The sequence below is a fragment of the Gaetbulibacter sp. M240 genome, assembly GCF_043876815.1.
In the GTDB taxonomy this organism is placed as follows: Bacteria; Bacteroidota; Bacteroidia; order Flavobacteriales; family Flavobacteriaceae; genus Gaetbulibacter_A.
Genome location: NZ_JBAWKA010000001.1, coordinates 339100 through 358006 on the forward strand (window position 1 = coordinate 339100; position 18907 = coordinate 358006).

Genomic DNA, 18907 nt, shown 5'->3' on the forward strand with positions numbered 1-18907 from the left:
CAAAAATAACATTTCAATGACCTTTTTGAAACCAGAATTTTATAAAGTTTTGTTATGGTTTTATTACTTAAAGGCATTCAAACCGGTGACGTCCAAACCGGTAATAAGTAAATGAATATCATGGGTCCCTTCATAGGTTATTACACTTTCCAAATTCATCATATGGCGCATGATGCTATATTCGCCTGTAATCCCCATGCCGCCTAAAATTTGACGGGCTTCCCGGGCAATATGTATCGCCATATCTACATTGTTGCGTTTCGCCATCGATATCTGGGCCGTGGTGGCGGTACCGTTCTCTTTCATAACTCCTAATCGCCAGGCTAAAAGTTGTGCTTTTGTAATTTCTGTGATCATTTCAGCCAACTTCTTTTGTTGCAATTGAAACTGGCCAATAGGTTTGCCAAATTGTGTACGCTCTTTACTGTAACGCAAGGCCGTGTCATAGCAATCCATAGCAGCACCAATAGCTCCCCAGGCTATACCATATCGAGCAGAATCTAAACAACCAAGTGGAGCGCCTAATCCAGATTTATTAGGTAATAAATTTTCTTTAGGAACTTTCACATTATCAAAAATTAGTTCGCCTGTCGCTGAAGCTCTTAACGACCATTTATTATGTGTTTCCGGGGTAGAAAAACCTGCCATCCCGCGTTCAACAATTAAGCCATGGATACGACCTTCTTCATTTTTAGCCCAAACTACAGCTACATCTGCAAAAGGAGCATTACTGATCCACATCTTGGCACCATTCAATAGATAATGATCACCCTTATCTTTAAAATTGGTTACCATGCCACCGGGATTACTCCCGTGATCGGGTTCGGTAAGTCCGAAACACCCCATCCATTCACCACTCGCTAATTTCGGTAGGTATTTTTGTCGTTGCTCTTCGTTACCATATTTCCAAATTGGGTACATGACCAATGACGATTGAACTGAAGCTGTACTTCGGACACCGGAATCACCACGCTCTATTTCCTGCATGATAAGTCCATAAGAAATTTGATCTAATCCGGCGCCGCCATATTCCAAGGGAATGTAGGGCCCAAAAGCACCAATTTCGGACAGACCTTTAATGATCTGTTTTGGAAATTCAGCTTTTTGAGCATAGTCTTCAATAATAGGTGATACGTCGCGTTTTACCCAGTCTCGGGCAGCCTGACGTACTAGTTTATGTTCGTCGGTTAACAGCTCGTCTATATTGTAATAATCCGGTGCTTCAAATAAATCTGGTTTCATGCTTTTTTATACGGTGTTGAATGCAATATTCGTAAATTATACAATCCTTTTTTATTAAAAATTGAATAGATGTCAAATTTAACCAAAGTAAATGATTTTTAACGCCCAAAATAAGGAAATAATTTGCTGAATTATTGATTAATGAATGAAGCTAACAGGCGATGAAAATGATGTACGCCTTGCTCTCGTGTAGGCGAGAATCTACCGGCCTTGTAAAATGAAGAGCGCACGCCTTTTTGAACATTCTCCACCACGTCCTCATCTTCCTTCTCAACCTTATCAAGATTGCTTCCTGCACCCTTTTCTAAATTCGACCGATCATAAACGTAACTTAAAAAAGACACTTTTGTTCTATTAATGCTTAATGGTTTTACCAGGTTGACAGACAAACCCCAAGGGTAAAAATTGAACATCATATTGGGAAATACCCAAAAGTAATAGGCTGCAACATGTTTACCGTAATCAATATGGCCTTTAGGAAGATCGAAGGTATTCTCATCACTGTTGGTGTAGCCAATCTGGACATTGCAATGTTTGTAGATTTCAGTTTTATAACTGCCATAGTCCAAAACGGCATTCAGATCGTTATGTACAAACGGAACGTGAAACCCTTCCAGATAATTATCACAGTACAACGCCCAATGGGCGTTTACCATAAAATCTTTGTGCAGGCTTTTATCTTCTTTAAACTCATCTAAAGGTAAGAACCCAATACGCTCATTCATAACATCCAAAACTTCCTGAAAATCAAAATCAGAGTTTAATCCGGCAAACAAAAAGGGCCCCCATTGTTTCAATGCAAAGCGGTGCAAACTATCGCAAGGCCTCGGGAAATCTTTGGTCTGTTCAAACTCAGGCATTTGTTCAAAATCCCCCTTTAAATTAAAACTCCGACCATGATAGCGGCATACAAGTTTTCTTGAAACTCCCGGTTCTATAGCTACCAGATTTCCACGATGGGTACACACATTAGTTAAACAAGATAGGGTATCATCGTTGTCTCTGGTAAGCAGCATGGGTTCGGTGAGATATCCATCGAGAAGCACAAACGGATGCACCGACTGTTTTTTGGCGACCAATGCCTTATCGCCAATCCATTGCCAGGACTTTAAAAATACCTTTTCTTTCAGGTCTTCAAACAACCGAGTATCCTTATAAAAAGATGCGGGTAAGGTTTCTGCTTTTCTAATATCAGGGTCGATATAAAAACTGTAGGCCATATCCTATTTAATTGTATATTTAGTCGCCTGTAATGTACATAATTAAACCATACCTACCTTTAAAGTACTTTAAATGACTTCAAAAAAACCTCAAAAAATTGGTTTAATTACAACCACCTCTTTAGTTATTGGAAATATGATTGGTGTTGGAATTTTTGTTTTACCTACCACATTAGCAGAATTTGGAAGTATTAGTTTGCTAGGCTGGGTGTTTACCGCGGCCGGAGCTATCATTTTAGCTAAAATTTTCAGTAATTTAAGTAAAATTATTGTTAACAAAAGTGGTGGTCCTTATGTGTTTTCAAGAGAAGGTTTTGGTGATTTTATTGGCTTTCTTGTAGCTTGGGGTTATTGGATCTGTGTGTGGTTGGGGAATGGTGCCATAGTAATTGGCGTTGTAGGCGCTTTGAGTTTCTTTTTCCCGGTTCTAAAAACAGACCCCTTAATGGCATTAGGTGTAAGTTTGGCTCTTATTTGGCTTTTTACCTGGGTCAATTCAAGGGGAATTAAAGAGTCTGGAAAATTTCAAGTCGTTACAACTGTCCTTAAGGTAGTGCCTTTATTATTTATTATAATTTTTGGTGTATTCTTTTTTAAAATTGAAAATTTCCCCGCTTTCAATCTAACTTCAGAGAGTAATTTTTTAACACTACCTGCCGTATCCGTGTATACACTTTTCGCTTTTTTAGGTCTTGAGTCTGCCTCAATTCCAGCAGGGAACGTTAAAGATCCTGATATTACAGTGCCAAAAGCAACCATGATTGGTACAATTTTCACCGCCATTATATATATTTTGGCTACTATTGTTTTATTTGGTATTCTCCCTAATAGCGTATTACGGGATAATCCAAAACCTTTTGCAGATGCAGCTCAACTCATAGCAGGAGATTTTGGAGGGTATTTTATAGCTGTAGGCGTCGTTATTTCAGGAATTGGTGTTTTAAATGGATGGATACTTATATCTGCACAAGTTCCCATGGCAACGGCTAGAGACGAATTATTTCCTAAAATTTTTAAGAAAGAAAACAAAAATGGCGCCCCTGTATATGGACTGGTAATAGGAAGTACATTAACCAGTATTGGCATGATTGCGAGTTATGGAGGTGGATTGGCTGAACAATTTAAAATGATAGCTGATGTTTCAGTTTTTGCGGTTTTAGTGCCGTATTTGCTTACTTCAGCGGCATATATTTTAATTGTAATTGAAAGGAAATTACACCTCAATAGTGTTATAAAAACCTTTGTTTTGGGTGGACTGGGATTTACCTTTTCTCTTTGGGCTATTTTTGGTTCAGGTGCCGATACCGTTTTTTACGGATTTATCTTATTGCTTTTAGGAATACCCTTTTATCTCATTATGCGCTACAACAAACGAGTGAAATAATTACATCTTTAAATAGAAATCTTTGGTCAAGGCAATGTAATCTTCGGTGTAATCGTGTCGAGAGATTTCTATAATAAGTTCTTCTTTTTTTAGGTCGCTTTCGCGGAAGGAAAACGCGATAAGACTACGTTTTGTAATTGAATTTGGTTGGCCTTTTACATGAAGTATTCGGTGTGGAAACAAACCGTAATTTTTGGCTAAAGTCAGAAATTTTTCTTCTTCTTTAAATGGAATAATCACTGAAAAAACACCAGATTCAGACAATAGTTTTGAAGCACTTTTGATTAAATGATTGAAGGGTAAAGCATCAACAAATCGCGCCATATCCCTCTGATTATTATCAGTTTTATAATCTTCAGAATAAAACGGCGGATTTGAAACAATCAGGTCGTATTTGTCCTCTATTTCATTCACAAATTCTTCAAGTGAGGCATGATAACAGAACAAGCGATCGTTCCATGGCGCCGCTTCAAAATTCTCTACACATTGTTCATATGCGTTATCGTCAATTTCAATGGCATCAATAATTTCAGCGGTGCTCCGTTGTGCAAGTATCAGCGCAATAACGCCGGTACCAGCGCCAATATCTAAAATAGAATAAGGTTTGTTCTCAAGCGGTGTCCAAGCTCCAAGCAGCACGCCGTCCGTCCCGATTTTCATGGCACAGCGATCCTGATGAATCGTAAATTGTTTGAATTTAAAAGGCTTACTCATAGCACCCGGATTTCGATCGTGTTAGTCTTCCAAATAGAGATCAATCAGACCTTCGGGCGCAGCTACTAAAATCGTTTTATTTTTTCGATTTACTTCTTTAATGAAGTCATCATTCATAGGAATTAAGATCTCCGTGCCCTCGTGATCGATCACAAAAAGGGATTGTGCTGTAGAATCGTTTATAGCTTTCAAGATTCCCACGTCTCCAAAGTTCTTATCGATGACCTTAAAACCCAAAACTTCATGAAAATAGAATTTATTACCCTCTAATTTTGGCAGTAGGTCAAGGGGTAAATAAAGGCCGCTTTTTAAAAGGCTGTCGGCATCCGCCTCAGTATCGACATCTTCGAATTTTATTCGCAGTAACTCCGATTTATGTAGTTGCAACTCCTCGATAAAAAAGGGAACCAAGCTTCCACGAAGCTCCAAAAAAATGGCATCTAAATTTTCGTATAATTCCGGTTGGTCGGTATCTAATTTAGCCAATAATTCGCCTTTGAAACTGTATTTTTTTACAATCTTTCCTAAATAAAAGCAGTCTTCTTTTTGCATGGTATAAAAATAAAAAACTCCGATAGTAGCTATCGGAGTTTAAAAGTATAAAAAATAAATTTTTATTCTTCTTCTTTTGCAGCTTTTGGTTTTTCAGCCGCTTCTTCTTCAGCAGGAGCTTCTTCCTTGGCTTCAGCTTCTGGAGCTTCTTCTTTCGCAGGAGCTTCTTCCTTAGCTTCAACTTCAGCAGTTTCCTCAGTAGCAGTCTCTTCAGCAGCAGGTGCTTCAGTCTCAGCAGCAGCTTCAGTAGCTTCTTCTGTTTCTTCGGCTTCTTCTACTTCAGGTTCAGCTGCAGCTAATCGAGCTTCGTTTACTGCTTTTTCAGCAGCTATTCTTTCAGCTTTAGCTTTAGCTTCGGCTTTAGACAAACCTTCAGCTTTTGATTGGATCTTAGCTTCTTTTTCTTCCAACCAAGCCTGGAATTTCTTCTCAGCTTGCTCTTCAGTTAAAGCCCCTTTAGCAACACCACCTAAGAGGTGTTTTTTCAATAAGGCTCCTTTGTAAGATAAGATGTTCTTCGCGGTATCTGTTGGTTGCGCACCGTTTTGTAACCACTGTACAGCACCATCAATATTTAAATCGATAGTCGCTGGATTGGTGTTAGGATTATAAGATCCTAATTTTTCTAAGTACTTACCATCACGCTTTGCACGTGCATCGGCTGCAACAATCCAATAATAAGGTTTCCCTTTTTTACCGTGTCTTTGTAATCTAATTTTTACTGGCATAATAATTAATTAATTGAGGTTCACGACCTCGGTTATTAATGAGGGCGCAAAGATAATATATAATTTTGAATTTTCAACCAAATTATTTTAATCATTTAAGGTCTTAAAATTCACAATTCGAGATGGTTTAGAAATTTTAAATAAAAAGTATTGAAAATCTGCAGATGTTAAATGAGCGTTCAATAAATGTTAAACCTTAAGAAATTCTATTAAATATTGTTAAAAAGTTTGTAATCAAGTGTTTATGTTTTTATCTTAAGTATCACGGATGTGACATTGTTCGCATTTTTAGAAAAGACCAAAAATGTTAGTATCTTAGATATTAATTTTCGTGGAAAAAGCACGGCCTGTAAGGTTGTGCTTTTTTTGTTTACAAATGTTTATAACTTAACTTTAAACAAGTAGGTTTTTGATGTATTTTTATTCCTTTATTCTGAATTTTTAACGCGCCAAAGGAGAACACATATGTACTTGATTTTTGATACCGAAACTACTGGATTGCCTAAACGCTGGGATGCCCCGATTACCGATACGGATAATTGGCCTCGCTGTATTCAGATTGCCTGGCAATTGCATGATGGCATGGGTAATTGTATCGATCATCAGGATTATTTAATTCAGCCTGATGGCTTCAATATTCCTTATGACGCTGAAAAAATACACGGTATTTCTACGGAATTAGCACAAGAAGAGGGTGTGCCCTTAATGGAGGTGCTCGAAAAATTCAATGAAGCCATGTCGAAGACCAAGTTTATTGTTGGTCAGAATGTGAAGTTCGATCTTAATATTATGGGTGCGGAATTTGTGCGTAGCGATGTGGCCAACCCTTTGCAGGAACTTCCGGTTTTGGATACTTGTACTGAACATACCGCTGAGCTATGTGAGATTCCCGGTGGGCGTTATGGAAAATTCAAATTGCCAACTTTAACCGAGTTACACGAATATTTATTTCATGAGCCCTTTGCTGAAGCACATAATGCGACCGCCGATGTGGAAGCTACAACACGTTGTTTTTTGGAGCTTATTCGTATTGAAGAATTTACCAAAGAAGAGTTGGATGTTGCTCCGGATTATTTCAAAAAATTTCAGGAGGAAAATCCGAAAGAGATCGCGCTCATTGGCTTAAAGCATATTAATTTAAAGCGGGAAAGTGCGAAGATCAGGGAGCGCCTTAAAAAACAATCTGAGCCTGATATAACAAAGGAGGATATCCAACAGAATGTTTCTGAACTTCAGGAGGTCTCCTTTGCGCATTTACATAACCACTCCCAGTTTTCGGTGCTACAATCTACTATGAGTGTTGCCGATCTGGTAGACGCCGCCGCCAAAGATCACATGCCTGCTGTAGCCTTGACCGATCATGCCAATATGATGGGGGCTTTTCATTTTATCAATGCGGTGAACCGCTATAATGGGTCTATAAAATCTAAGTTAGCGGAAGCCGAGGCCAATGGTGAGACCATAGCGGAAAAAGAAATAAAACCTGTTCTTGGTTGTGAGTTTTTTGTGTGTGAAGACCATAAAGATAAAACCCGAAAAGATAATGGTTACCAAGTGGTGTTTTTAGCTAAAAATAAAAATGGATACCACAATCTGGCAAAATTATCATCGCATGCTTTTGTTGATGGGTTTTATTACGTACCTAGAATAGATAAACAACTCATTGAAACCTATAAGGAAGATTTGATCGTGCTAACGGGCAATCTATATGGGGAGGTGCCAAGTAAGGTCCTTAACGTTGGCGAAAATCAGGCGGAAGATGCTTTATTATGGTGGAAAGAACAATTTGGTGACGACCTGTATATTGAATTGATGCGTCATGACCAAGAGGATGAGAACCGTGTGAACCCCGTACTTATTCAGTTTTCCAAAAAGCATAACATAAAGGTTGTTGCCACAAATAACACTTATTATCAAAACCAGGAGGATGCCAATGCGCACGATATTTTATTGTGTGTTAAAGATGGTGAAAAACAGGCTACGCCGATTGGTCGCGGTCGTGGTTATCGCTACGGACTCCCGAATCAAAATTACTATTTTAAGTCGGCAGACGAAATGAAAGCTTTGTTCAAGGATGTTCCCGAAGCTATTAGTAACATTCAGGAGGTTTTAGATAAAATTGAGCCCTACCAATTAGCTCGCGATGTGCTATTACCTGCTTTTGATATTCCAGATAAATTCAAGAATGAGACCGATAAGGAAGATGGTGGGAAGCGTGGTGAAAATGCTTATTTACGTCACTTAACCTATGAAGGGGCTAAAAAACGCTATGGGGATTTACTGTCTGAAGAGATCAAAGAACGTATAGATTTTGAACTGAGTGTCATAGAAAATACGGGTTATCCGGGGTACTTTTTAATTGTAGAAGACTTCATTCGCGAAGCGCGAAATATGGACGTGTCTGTGGGGCCCGGTCGAGGGTCTGCAGCAGGTTCGGTGGTAGCCTATTGCTTATGGATCACCAATATCGATCCGCTAAAGTACGATCTACTTTTTGAGCGTTTCCTGAATCCGGATCGTATCAGTATGCCCGATATTGATATTGATTTTGATGATGAAGGTCGAAGTCGGGTTATGGATTATGTGATCAAAAAATACGGCGCCAATCAGGTTGCTCAGATCATTACTTATGGTACCATGGCTGCCAAGTCCTCTATTCGAGATACGGCACGTGTGCTGGATCTGCCACTGTTTGATGCTGATAGAATTGCTAAGCTGATTCCAAACATGTCGAAGTTGAACAAGATCTTTGGACTGGATGCAAAGGAACTAAGCCAAAAGTTCCGCTCGGATGATCTTGAAAAAGTAAACCAACTTTTAAATATTTCTGAGGGTTCAGACTTGGAGGCCGAAACGGTGAATACGGCTCGAACTCTTGAAGGTTCTGTGCGAAATACGGGGATTCATGCCTGTGGTGTGATCATTACGCCGGATGATATTACCAAATTTGTACCGGTGGCCACGGCGAAAGATTCAGAGTTGTATGTCACCCAGTTTGACAACTCGGTCGTAGAATCGGCGGGCTTGCTGAAAATGGATTTCCTGGGATTAAAAACTCTGACCTTAATAAAAGACACGGTTAAGATCGTAAAGGCAAAGCATGGTATAGTTCTAGACCCGGATAATTTTCCACTAGATGATGAAAAAACATATAAGTTGTTCCAACGCGGTGAAACCGTAGGGGTATTTCAGTACGAATCGCCAGGGATGCAAAAACACTTAAAGGATTTAAAACCTACAGTGTTTGAAGATCTTATTGCCATGAATGCCTTATATCGTCCGGGACCTATGGAATACATTCCGAGTTTCGTACGCCGAAAACACGGTGATGAGGCTATTGAATACGATCTTCCGGCTATGGAAGAGTATCTCCAGGAAACTTATGGAATCACGGTGTATCAGGAGCAGGTGATGCTCCTATCGCAAAAGCTAGCCAACTTTACCAAAGGTGAAGCCGACGTGCTTCGTAAAGCCATGGGTAAAAAGCAAATTGCGGTACTCGATAAAATGAAACCTAAATTTATCGAGCAGGCCAGTGGGAATGGGCATGACCCTAAAATTCTTGAAAAAGTATGGAAAGATTGGGAAGCCTTCGCGAGTTATGCTTTCAATAAATCGCACTCTACGTGTTATGCCTGGATTGCTTACCAAACAGCCTATTTAAAGGCCCACTATCCTGCGGAATACATGGCAGCTGTATTATCCAATAACATGAACGACATCAAGCAGGTGACCTTTTTTATGGAGGAATGTAAGCGCATGAAATTACCGGTACTTGGCCCGGACGTTAATGAATCGTATTACAAATTTTCGGTAAACAAAGAAGGTGCTGTGCGTTTTGGTATGGGAGCCATAAAGGGTGTGGGTCATGGAGCAGTAAAAACCATTGTGGAGAACAGAAAAGATGACGGACCTTATAGTTCTATTTTCGACCTAACAAAACGGATCGATCTGCGTGCTGCTAATAAAAAAGCCTTTGAAAATCTCGCACTTGCCGGTGGATTGGATTGTTTTAATAAAACACACCGTGCGCAATATTTCCACGACGATGGCGATGGGATCACGTTTCTGGAAAAAGCTATAAAATACGGGGCGAAACATCAGGAAAATGAAAATTCAGCGCAGGTAAGTTTATTTGGCGACGCCAGTAATGTTCAGATTGCAGAGCCTCAAGTGCCACCATGTGAAGAGTGGGGTACTATGGAAAAACTGAGCAAAGAACGTGAAGTTGTTGGTATTTATATTTCAGGGCATCCGTTGGATGATTTTAAAACTGAAATGCGCACTTTTTGCAATAGTACAGTTGGCATGTTTTCAAGCTTGGAAGCATACATCAATAGGGAACTGGTATTTGGCGGTGTGGTAACTGATGTACAACATCGGGTGAGTAAACAAGGAAAAGGCTGGGCTTTATTTACGATTGAAGATTATACCGATAGTTTTGAATTTCGCATTTTTGGTGAAGAATACCTGAAATTTCGTCATTTTTTAATGAAAAATAATTTTGTATTCGTACGCTGTTTTATTCGTGAGGGATGGATCAATAAGAACACTGGTGAGCGCGGTGAACCTCGTTTGCAGTTCAATAATTTTCAATTGCTTCATGATGTTATGGAGGCCTATGCGAAGAAATTGTCGATCCAGGTGGATATCAATCAACTTCAGGAAGATCATATTTTAGCGTTGAAGGATCTTCTAAAAATGCATCCTGGCAATCAAGGCCTTAATTTCATTATTTACGATGCCAAGGATGAAATAAAATTAACCATGCCTAGCCGAAAACAAAAGGTAAAAGTAAGTCAGGAATTGCTGGATGAACTTGAGGAACGAGACCTGCGTTATAAATTAAATTAAGCCTTTGAGACTCAGTTTTGTCATGCAATAGCACCGATTGATAAAGCTATAAGTAAAACAAATAAAAGAGGTGTAAGCTTTCGGGAAATTTTTGACTAATTTTGTAGCATAAATAGAAATAAAGACAATCTTTAAAATAAAAATATTATGGCATTAGAAATAACAGATGCAACGTTCGAAGAAACTGTATTAAATAGTGACAAGCCTGTTTTAGTAGATTTCTGGGCGGCTTGGTGTGGACCATGTAGAATGGTAGGACCCGTTATTGAAGAAATCAGTAACGAGTATGAAGGAAAAGCCGTTGTAGGGAAAGTAGATGTAGATGCAAATCAGGAATTTGCTGCTAAATATGGTGTACGTAACATTCCAACCGTTTTGGTATTTCAAAACGGAGAAGTAGTTGGTCGTCAAGTAGGTGTAGCGCCTAAAAACGCTTATACTGATGCTATCGATTCACTATTATAGACCTAAGAAAAAGAAAAATGAAAAGGTTTGTCAGAAATGGCAAACCTTTTTTTATTTTAGAGCTTTAGTACGTGAAATTCATTTAATTTCATAGTTTTAAAATTCTTTGGAAAAAACACAAATTATTATGAGTGAAAATAAAATTCAAAATGCCATAGATGCCAAGCTTATTGAAGAGCGAAAAGTATTTTTATGGGGACAAGTGGATGATGATTCGGCCAAACATGTTATAGACCGATTAATGTATTTAGATGCTTTAGCAGTCAAAGACATTCACCTTTATATTAACAGTCCGGGTGGATATGTTACCTCCGGGTTTGCTATTTACGACTGTATGACATCTTTAAAAAGTGATGTCTCTACGATATGTACGGGGTTTGCGGCATCGATGGGATCGATTATTTTATCTGCAGGTAAAAAAGGAAAGCGTTTTATTCAGCCTCATGCCAGGGTAATGATTCATCAGCCTAGTGGTGGTGCTAGAGGGCCTGCCAGTGATATCGAAATTACGGCTAAAGAAATTTTAAAAACGAAGGAGATCAGTGCTAAAATATTAGCGGATAACTGCGGACAGAAAGTAGAGAAGATTATGAAAGATTTCAATCGTGATCATTGGTTGGGTGCTGAAGAATCTGTGGCCTATGGTATTGTAGATAAGGTTTTATAGAAGAGAATAGAGAAGAGATAATAGTTAAGAGATTTTCTTTTTAAATCTAGAAACACAGGTGATGGATTTACAGCAGGAACTTAATAAAGTAGGCGGATTTAAAAATCTAGAGCTTCTGGCTAAGCAGGTCGTTGAAGGCTTTATTTCAGGAATGCATAAAAGTCCATTTCACGGTTTTTCAGCGGAATTCGCAGAACATAAAATTTACAATCAGGGCGAAAGCACCCGTCATATCGACTGGAAATTATTTGCTAAAACAGATAAGCTTTATACCAAGCGCTATGATGATGAAACCAATCTGCGGTGCCATTTGATCATTGACAATAGTAGTTCGATGCATTATCCAAAAATGAAGGCGTTTAGTTTGGATACTCTCAATAAAATAGCCTTTTCTACATTGGCTTCTGCCGTTTTAATGAGTATTTTAAAACGGCAACGAGATGCAGTAGGGATGAGTATTTACAGTGATTCCTATGATTTTTATGCGCCTGAAAAAGGCAGTGAACGGCATCACCAAATGCTATTAAATGCTTTGAATGATGTTGTGGTCTCAAAACCTGTAAACCGAACGACCGAAACCTATAAATATCTGCATTTGATCGCTGAGAAAATCCACAGGCGTTCTATGATATTTTTATTTACCGATATGTTTCAAACCGCGGAATCTGAAGATAAACTTTTTGAAGCCTTACGTCATCTAAAATATAATAAACACGAGGTGATCTTGTTTCATGTGATAGATAAGGCCAAAGAAGTGGATTTTGATTTTGATAACACCCCAAAGCGTTTCATAGATGTGGAAACCGGAGACCGCATCGATCTTTATGCCGATAACATCAAGGAAAGTTATAAGGAGTCTGTAAAACAATATCTTACGGACTTAAAATTAAAATGTGCGCAGTATAAGATCAAGTATGTTGAGGCAGATATTCACAAGAATTTTGATACCATTTTAATGACCTATATGGTGGAGCGCCAAAAGTTTGCTTAAATAATAAATTTATAGAAAAAACATAAAAAAACGTTTGACATATAAAAAAACACGTGTATATTTGCAACCGCAATAAAGCAACGGTCTGGTAGTTCAGTTGGTTAGAATGTCGCCCTGTCACGGCGAAGGTCGCGGGTTCGAGTCCCGTCCAGACCGCAAAGATCCTGAATCAAGTTCAGGATGACAAAGTTGTGTTGGCCACTTAATTGTGGCTCGTAGTTGACCTAATTCATTTTAGGTGAGACTCGTGAGAAGCTTTTCCTTATAGGAGAGGCTTTTTTGTTTTTAGTAGTTATTGAAAAAAGGAGGCAATACGCTTATTATTGTACAACCCAATCTGTGAAAACACGATCTATTTTGACTAAGCTGTCAAGTTTATCTTGCGTTGGTTTTAGCAATTCATAGGCTTCCTGTCCTTTATCGCTTAAAATGCCAGCATCGGGTTCAAAGTGATCCCGTTCTTCCTCTGACCGAATAAAATAAAGTTCACCATATTTTTCAGAGTTTTCTCCACGTTCAGCCTTTAATAAATACAGCTGAAGCCCAGAATAACTTTTCTCATTGGCAGGAATATAGTACTCTTTATAAAATTTTTCAAAATCTGAATATGTGGTATTTTCCTTCGGAGTAACTTCTAATTGGTGTATACCAAGAACATATCCCTTTGGTATCCTAAGATCTACTGAAAATGGCAAGTTGCTGGAGCACATGAAGCGATTAATTAACCAACTATCATCAACTTTCTTCCAGATTTTAATATATTTTCCTTCATCTAAAATGAGATTATTGCGGACGAAAAGTTTATACCGACCCTCCTCAGCAACCAAATCACCCTGGCCTTCCATAGTTACTATTTTAAGTTCCATTTTTTCCACACCGCTTTCCACGGTCTTCCGCCAGAAAGATGCTATGCTCTTTCTTCCTGAAATAACATCTGAATTAGGAATAAATAGTTTGGCGGAATCCATATAAACCAGACTAGCTTTTGTTATGTTTCCGCCATTGAAAGCTTCGGTGAATACTTTATTAACATTTGAAATTTCATCAAAATTATCTGTAGATTGTTGTATGCAGCAAGTGGTAAAAGCAAATATTGTAAATGTTATGGTTTTTAAAATAATGTCATTCTTAATCATAAAAGGTAAAATTAAATGTGTTTTAAGTTATTGAAATACAAATATTTAAATATATAAAATATAATTTTAAGTAACTTTAAACAGTGAAACATATTAGAATAAAGGAGTGGCTTTTTTGTTTTTGGGGTGTGTTAAAAAAGGATACAAGGAGGTACACGTCAAATCACTGAGGTAGACCTTTAAATTACCTTGAATGAGTTTTATTTTTCATAGGTTTTAAATGTTCTTCTAAGATTTTTAATAACTCCCGCCCAAACTAAATAGTTTTGAATGTCGCTTTTCTGATCTATGTATTGCCCTTTATAATGTAGGTTCTAGCTTTACAGGTAATAATATTATTTCATAATGTAAGCTCAAATTCAAATAAAGCAGGAATAAAATAAGAGGTAATTATAATTACTATTCATCTAAAATTAAGAATTGTAGTAAAAAACTTAAATATTATTTATAAATTGGCTAAGGTTTTTGTAAAATATTAGTTTGAAGTTTTTTAGAAATTTATTCTTTTTAATCTCTGTTTTATCTCAAAGTACTTTCATTTATTCACAGTGTTTTAATTGCGGATTTAATATTGGGAATCATACAGATGATAGACCTCAAGATTTGGATCTTTTGTCTGATGGGGTGCTCTTGACAACTGCTTACTACGGTAATGGAGAGATACACAAGTATGATTTCAATTGTAATCTGGTATGGACATATAATTTTGAAAACGAATATGATTTTATTCAAATAACAAAGACAGCAGTTGATGCAAATGATAATATTTATGCAATAATAGATAACAGTCAAGGTACTACAAATGTTGGTGGAATTGAAATTAGTGAAGGCCTAAGTTTAGTTAAAATAAGCTCTAATGGGGGATTGTTATGGGTTAGACCAATTGGAAGTTGGATGATGGGAATAAATCTTCACATTTGGAATGATAAAATCTATGTGGTTGGACATTTTGAATCAACAATAAATATTAATAATGAATTTATTTTAAACTCTCAAGCTGAAGATTATTACATAGCTGTCTTTAACCCTAACGGAAACTTTCTAGATGCTAGAAGGTTTGGAGAAACGTTAGATGATGTTCTAATAGATTCTGAAATGGATCATAACGGGAATATTTATATAACGGGTAGATCAAGATCAACTTATGTATACTCTCATATTACCAAAATAGATCCTGAATTAAATTTTATTTGGGTCACTGAAATTTCAAATGATTCATCTAGTATTAATATCTTGAATCCTTCAAATTTATATTACAATAAGACTAACAATAGACTTTATTTATGGGGTAGCTTTAATGGTTCAATAAAAATTGGAGGTCAAGAGCTAATTGGATATGATAATTTTTTCAGGACTAATATGCTAATTGAATTATCTGCTGAAACTGGTAATATTGAAAGAATAAAGTTGTTTGAAAATAAATCAACACTACCCATGCCTTCAATAGGAGGTAATTGGTTAACAAACAATATAAATACGGGACGGATGTTCCACAGTAACAATGAATTAATTGTCTTGACTAGTTTCCAAGACAGCTTTACTCTTGATAATGTAACAATAATGTCCGCATTTGGTGGAAATTATTATCATGAGGATTTGGTGTTATTTAAAGTAAAATTGGATGATTTTAGTAGCGAATTTATATTAAAGACTACTGGGGAAAGTTATTTTGATAACCCTGACGCTACATATCAAGATGGACCAGGTCCTATTTTAATTCATAATAACAATATTTATGTAACTTCATTTTTTGAAAGTTCACCAATTTCTATTGACAATACTACTATTCCTAATAATAGTGGCAATAATGATAGTGATGTTTTATTTTATAAATATAGTTTATTGGAAGACAATCAGTATTCTATAGGTTTTAATAGAACTTGTTTTGGTGAGGGAACAGAATTTTTTATAGACGGAGACTTTGATTCTGTAGAATGGAATTTTGGAGATATATTATCTGCATCTAATAATCTATCTAATGAAATAAGCCCAATACACGTGTTTACTAATCCTGGTCAATATTTGGTTAAAGCGAATATTATTTGTGGTGAAGATTCACAAGAAATTGAAATAGAAGTTATGATTTCTGAGCCGCCAGTAATTTATTATGTAGAGCCATTATATTCATGTGAAGATACCTTTAATACTGGAATATCAAATACTTTTGATGTTTCTTTTATTGAGGAAAAACTTGTGGGTAGTCAAAGTAATTTAACAGTGAGTTATTTTGATTTGGAAGGTAATCCGTTGCCTTCTCCTTTACCTAATCCTATGGCCAATTCAGTTCGAGACATTGAAACAATTACCGTTAGAGTATCCAGGGAAGGCAACCTAGGATGTTATGCAGAGTCAACTTTTGATTTAATAGTTAATTCTTTACCAGTTACTAAAGTTATTAATGATTTATATTCATGTGATGATGATAACGATGGAATTGGTTTTTTTGATGTAAGCCATTTAGAAACAGAATTAAAATCAGGACAGGAGGATATATTAATTCAGTTCTTTTATGAAGATGGTGAGCAATTACCTGTGCCATTGCCAAATACAATTTCCAATAAACTTGTAAATCAGGAAACAATTACGGCTAGAATAATAAACCCAAATACAAGTTGTTTTTCTGAAACTACTTTTAGACTTGTTGTAAACCCTTTACCACAAGTTTATCCAATTGAGGGGATAATAGGCTGTGATGATAATAATGATGGAATATCTGAATACTTTGATACATCCAATGTTGAAAGCACAATTTTAGGTGGGCAAACTGGGATGGAAGTTAGTTATTATGATGTTTCTGGTAATTTAATTTCCAAACCATTGGATAACCCTTATACCAATTCAAATCCTTTTCAGGAAACTTTAATAGCAAGAGTAACAAATGTTCAAACTTCCTGTTATGTTGACACACCTTTAATTTTAAAAACATCGGCTAAACCTCAAATATCTACTCCAGTAGATAAATATTCCTGTGATAAAGGTGATGGTTTTTCTGATTTTAATTTAGAAAATATAAAAAATGAAATTATTGGCAATCAAACAGACATAACCCTCCATTATTTTGATTCAGCAGGAAATGATATTTCAAACCTGATTAATAGTAACTATACCAATCAAGAGCCTTGGAATCAAACAATATTTGTAAGAGCGGAAAATTCATTGAATAATCTTTGTTATTCAGAAACTAGTTTTGATTTAATAGTAAATACTTTGCCTCAAGTTCAATTAGATGATTCTTATTTTTTATGTGATCTAGAGCAAAGCTACAATTTGGTAATTGAGAATAAATATGATACTTTCCTATGGACGTACCAAGATGGTAGTGTAATTTCAAATAATAATGAGGCTATTCTAATAAGTGAAGGGGGTTATTCACTTACCGTAGGGAGATTTCAAAATGGCATAATGTGCGAAAACAGATTTAATTTTGAATTAATAAGATCAATTTTGCCTTCAATCAATGATATAGAATATCAGGAGTTATCGGATAGTAATTTTATAAGAATTATTGCTGCTGGTGATGGTGATTTTGAATATTCGCTAGATGGCATAAATTATCAGGATAATAACTCTTTTGATAATTTACAGGGAGGGGTTTACACGGTTAGGGTTAGAGATAAATTTGGATGTGGAGAAGATTCAACTCAAGTTATTATAGTAGATTATCCTAAATATTTTACCCCTAATGGAGATGGTATTAATGATACTTGGTTTATAGCAGGTTTAAGTGATCAGTTTCAAGCTCGGAGTGATATTTTTATCTATGACCGCTATGGAAAACTTTTAAAACAACTAAGTCCCAGTTCCATTGGTTGGGATGGTACATTTAATGGTTCAATGTTACCTTCAGACGATTATTGGTTTAGTGTAAGTCTAGAAGATGGTAGAACATTTAAAGGGCACTTTACTTTAAAAAGGTAAAAAAGATGATTTGGATACAATCGAAGTTGTTTTGAAATTAACTGTCTGATATTTAACTATATATTTAATGGTTCATGAGTCCCGTCCAGACCGTAAAGATCCTGAATCAAGTTCAGGATGACAAAGTTGTGTTGGCCACTTAATTGTGGCTCGTGGTTGACCTAATATATTTAGTAGAGACTCGTTCGACCCTTATTCCTTACAGGAGAGACTTTTTTGTTTTTGGGGATTTCTTATTATTCTCAATATCTTTTTTGTAACTTGTAATTGTTTTGTTTGCAGTTGGTTATGAAAAATCCATTGTTAAAAAATCCGGTTTTATTAAATGTTGTTATTCTTATAATTTCAGGTTTCATCAGTTGGTTTACCTTGTTGATGGGAATAGCACACATTATTGAAGGAATTAAGCAGAACATTAATGGAACAAGTCCTGATATTCCTAAAGAGGAAGCTATACTTGGCGTGATTATAGTGACTTTGTTATGTGTTATTGGAATTATATTTTTACTTCTAACGATTGCGGCGATTCTAGCTATTATTAAAAGAAATAAATCCTGAATTTCAATTTATATCGTGCTTTACTCGTTCGATCCTTATGCCTTATAGGAGGGGTTTTTTGCTATCAGAAGAGCGTTGGTATTGGGATTATAGTGATCCTCCTTAGAACATCGATGAAATGCAAGATTTTGAATTGGTTAAAACTTTATTAATCCAGATTTTTGAATTTTTAGTATTTAATCCATAATTTCATTGCTCATTATGGAACATATAAGTGTTAAGTAATTATTCTCCTTATATGTGATTAATAGCTAGAGCCCTTCTGCAAAAGAAGGGTTCACTAGTCTTAATATTGTTTTTTTCCTCCTTTGGTTCTTTTAGAATTACCTTTTCATAGACATTTTTTTATGTGGTATCAATCTTCCTTAAAGCTAAGAATTACAAGCTTTTAAGATTTGATATTGTCATATTTCGCAATGCTTTCAGGTTCTCCTTTCTTAAGGTGAGTTATTGTTGTTTTCTCTGTTAATATTTGATT

General features: G+C 36.4%; 13 protein-coding genes and 1 tRNA gene. 8 read left to right on the forward strand and 6 right to left on the reverse strand.

The genetic code is table 11. The features are described from left to right. Window positions 1-63 precede the first annotated feature (63 nt). Window positions 64-1242, reverse strand: coding sequence for an acyl-CoA dehydrogenase family protein (locus tag V8G61_RS01580; RefSeq protein ID WP_394873673.1), 1179 nt, complete (start codon window positions 1240-1242; stop codon window positions 64-66). A gap of 131 nt (window positions 1243-1373) precedes the next feature. Continuing rightward, window positions 1374-2462 (reverse strand): SRPBCC family protein, encoded by a 1089-nt coding sequence (locus V8G61_RS01585; protein WP_394873674.1) that lies wholly within the window; start codon window positions 2460-2462, stop codon window positions 1374-1376. 73 nt (window positions 2463-2535) lie between these two features. On the opposite strand from V8G61_RS01585, the gene V8G61_RS01590 reads away from it, so the two are divergent. Continuing rightward, complete coding sequence (locus tag V8G61_RS01590) at window positions 2536-3846, forward strand: amino acid permease (protein ID WP_394873675.1); 1311 nt, start codon at window positions 2536-2538, stop codon at window positions 3844-3846. On the opposite strand, the gene V8G61_RS01595 is transcribed toward V8G61_RS01590, so the two are convergent. The 3 genes from V8G61_RS01595 to V8G61_RS01605 all read right to left on the reverse strand — a co-directional run bounded on the left by V8G61_RS01595 (window position 3847) and on the right by V8G61_RS01605 (window position 5840). After that, window positions 3847-4560 (reverse strand): tRNA1(Val) (adenine(37)-N6)-methyltransferase, encoded by a 714-nt coding sequence (locus V8G61_RS01595; protein ID WP_394873676.1) that lies wholly within the window; start codon window positions 4558-4560, stop codon window positions 3847-3849. A 21-nt stretch (window positions 4561-4581) separates the two neighbouring features. Continuing rightward, complete coding sequence (gene rimM, locus V8G61_RS01600) at window positions 4582-5112, reverse strand: ribosome maturation factor RimM (protein WP_394873677.1); 531 nt, start codon at window positions 5110-5112, stop codon at window positions 4582-4584. 62 nt (window positions 5113-5174) lie between these two features. Then, on the reverse strand, window positions 5175-5840 hold the full coding sequence (locus V8G61_RS01605; RefSeq protein ID WP_394873678.1) for a 30S ribosomal protein S16: 666 nt from the start codon (window positions 5838-5840) through the stop codon (window positions 5175-5177). Between the two features lie 465 nt (window positions 5841-6305). Between V8G61_RS01605 and dnaE the strand changes: the two genes are divergently transcribed. From dnaE to V8G61_RS01630, 5 genes are all read left to right on the forward strand, one after another. After that, window positions 6306-10694, forward strand: coding sequence for a DNA polymerase III subunit alpha (gene dnaE, locus V8G61_RS01610; protein ID WP_394873679.1), 4389 nt, complete (start codon window positions 6306-6308; stop codon window positions 10692-10694). A gap of 147 nt (window positions 10695-10841) precedes the next feature. Continuing rightward, window positions 10842-11159: a thioredoxin gene (gene trxA, locus V8G61_RS01615; RefSeq protein WP_394873680.1), complete on the forward strand. Its 318-nt coding sequence runs from the start codon at window positions 10842-10844 to the stop codon at window positions 11157-11159. A 127-nt stretch (window positions 11160-11286) separates the two neighbouring features. Continuing rightward, a complete protein-coding gene (locus tag V8G61_RS01620) occupies window positions 11287-11826 on the forward strand; it encodes a ClpP family protease (RefSeq protein ID WP_394873681.1) in 540 nt (179 codons plus the stop codon). A gap of 61 nt (window positions 11827-11887) precedes the next feature. Beyond that, window positions 11888-12817, forward strand: a complete 930-nt coding sequence (locus tag V8G61_RS01625) for a DUF58 domain-containing protein (RefSeq protein ID WP_394873682.1) — start codon at window positions 11888-11890, stop codon at window positions 12815-12817. An 82-nt stretch (window positions 12818-12899) separates the two neighbouring features. Continuing rightward, window positions 12900-12973, forward strand: a tRNA-Asp gene (locus V8G61_RS01630). A gap of 164 nt (window positions 12974-13137) precedes the next feature. Here V8G61_RS01630 and V8G61_RS01635 read toward each other — a convergent pair. Continuing rightward, entirely contained in the window at window positions 13138-13953 is an 816-nt protein-coding gene (locus V8G61_RS01635; protein WP_394873683.1) for a YybH family protein, read from the reverse strand. Window positions 13954-14433: 480 nt separating this feature from the next. Between V8G61_RS01635 and V8G61_RS01640 the strand changes: the two genes are divergently transcribed. Both V8G61_RS01640 and V8G61_RS01645 read left to right on the forward strand, forming a co-directional pair. Beyond that, the gene (locus tag V8G61_RS01640; protein ID WP_394873684.1) at window positions 14434-17871 is read left to right on the forward strand and encodes a T9SS type B sorting domain-containing protein; all 3438 of its coding nucleotides are present in this window, start codon (window positions 14434-14436) and stop codon (window positions 17869-17871) included. Window positions 17872-18159: 288 nt separating this feature from the next. Then, the gene (locus tag V8G61_RS01645) at window positions 18160-18429 is read left to right on the forward strand and encodes a hypothetical protein (protein WP_394873685.1); all 270 of its coding nucleotides are present in this window, start codon (window positions 18160-18162) and stop codon (window positions 18427-18429) included. Window positions 18430-18907: the final 478 nt, after the last annotated feature.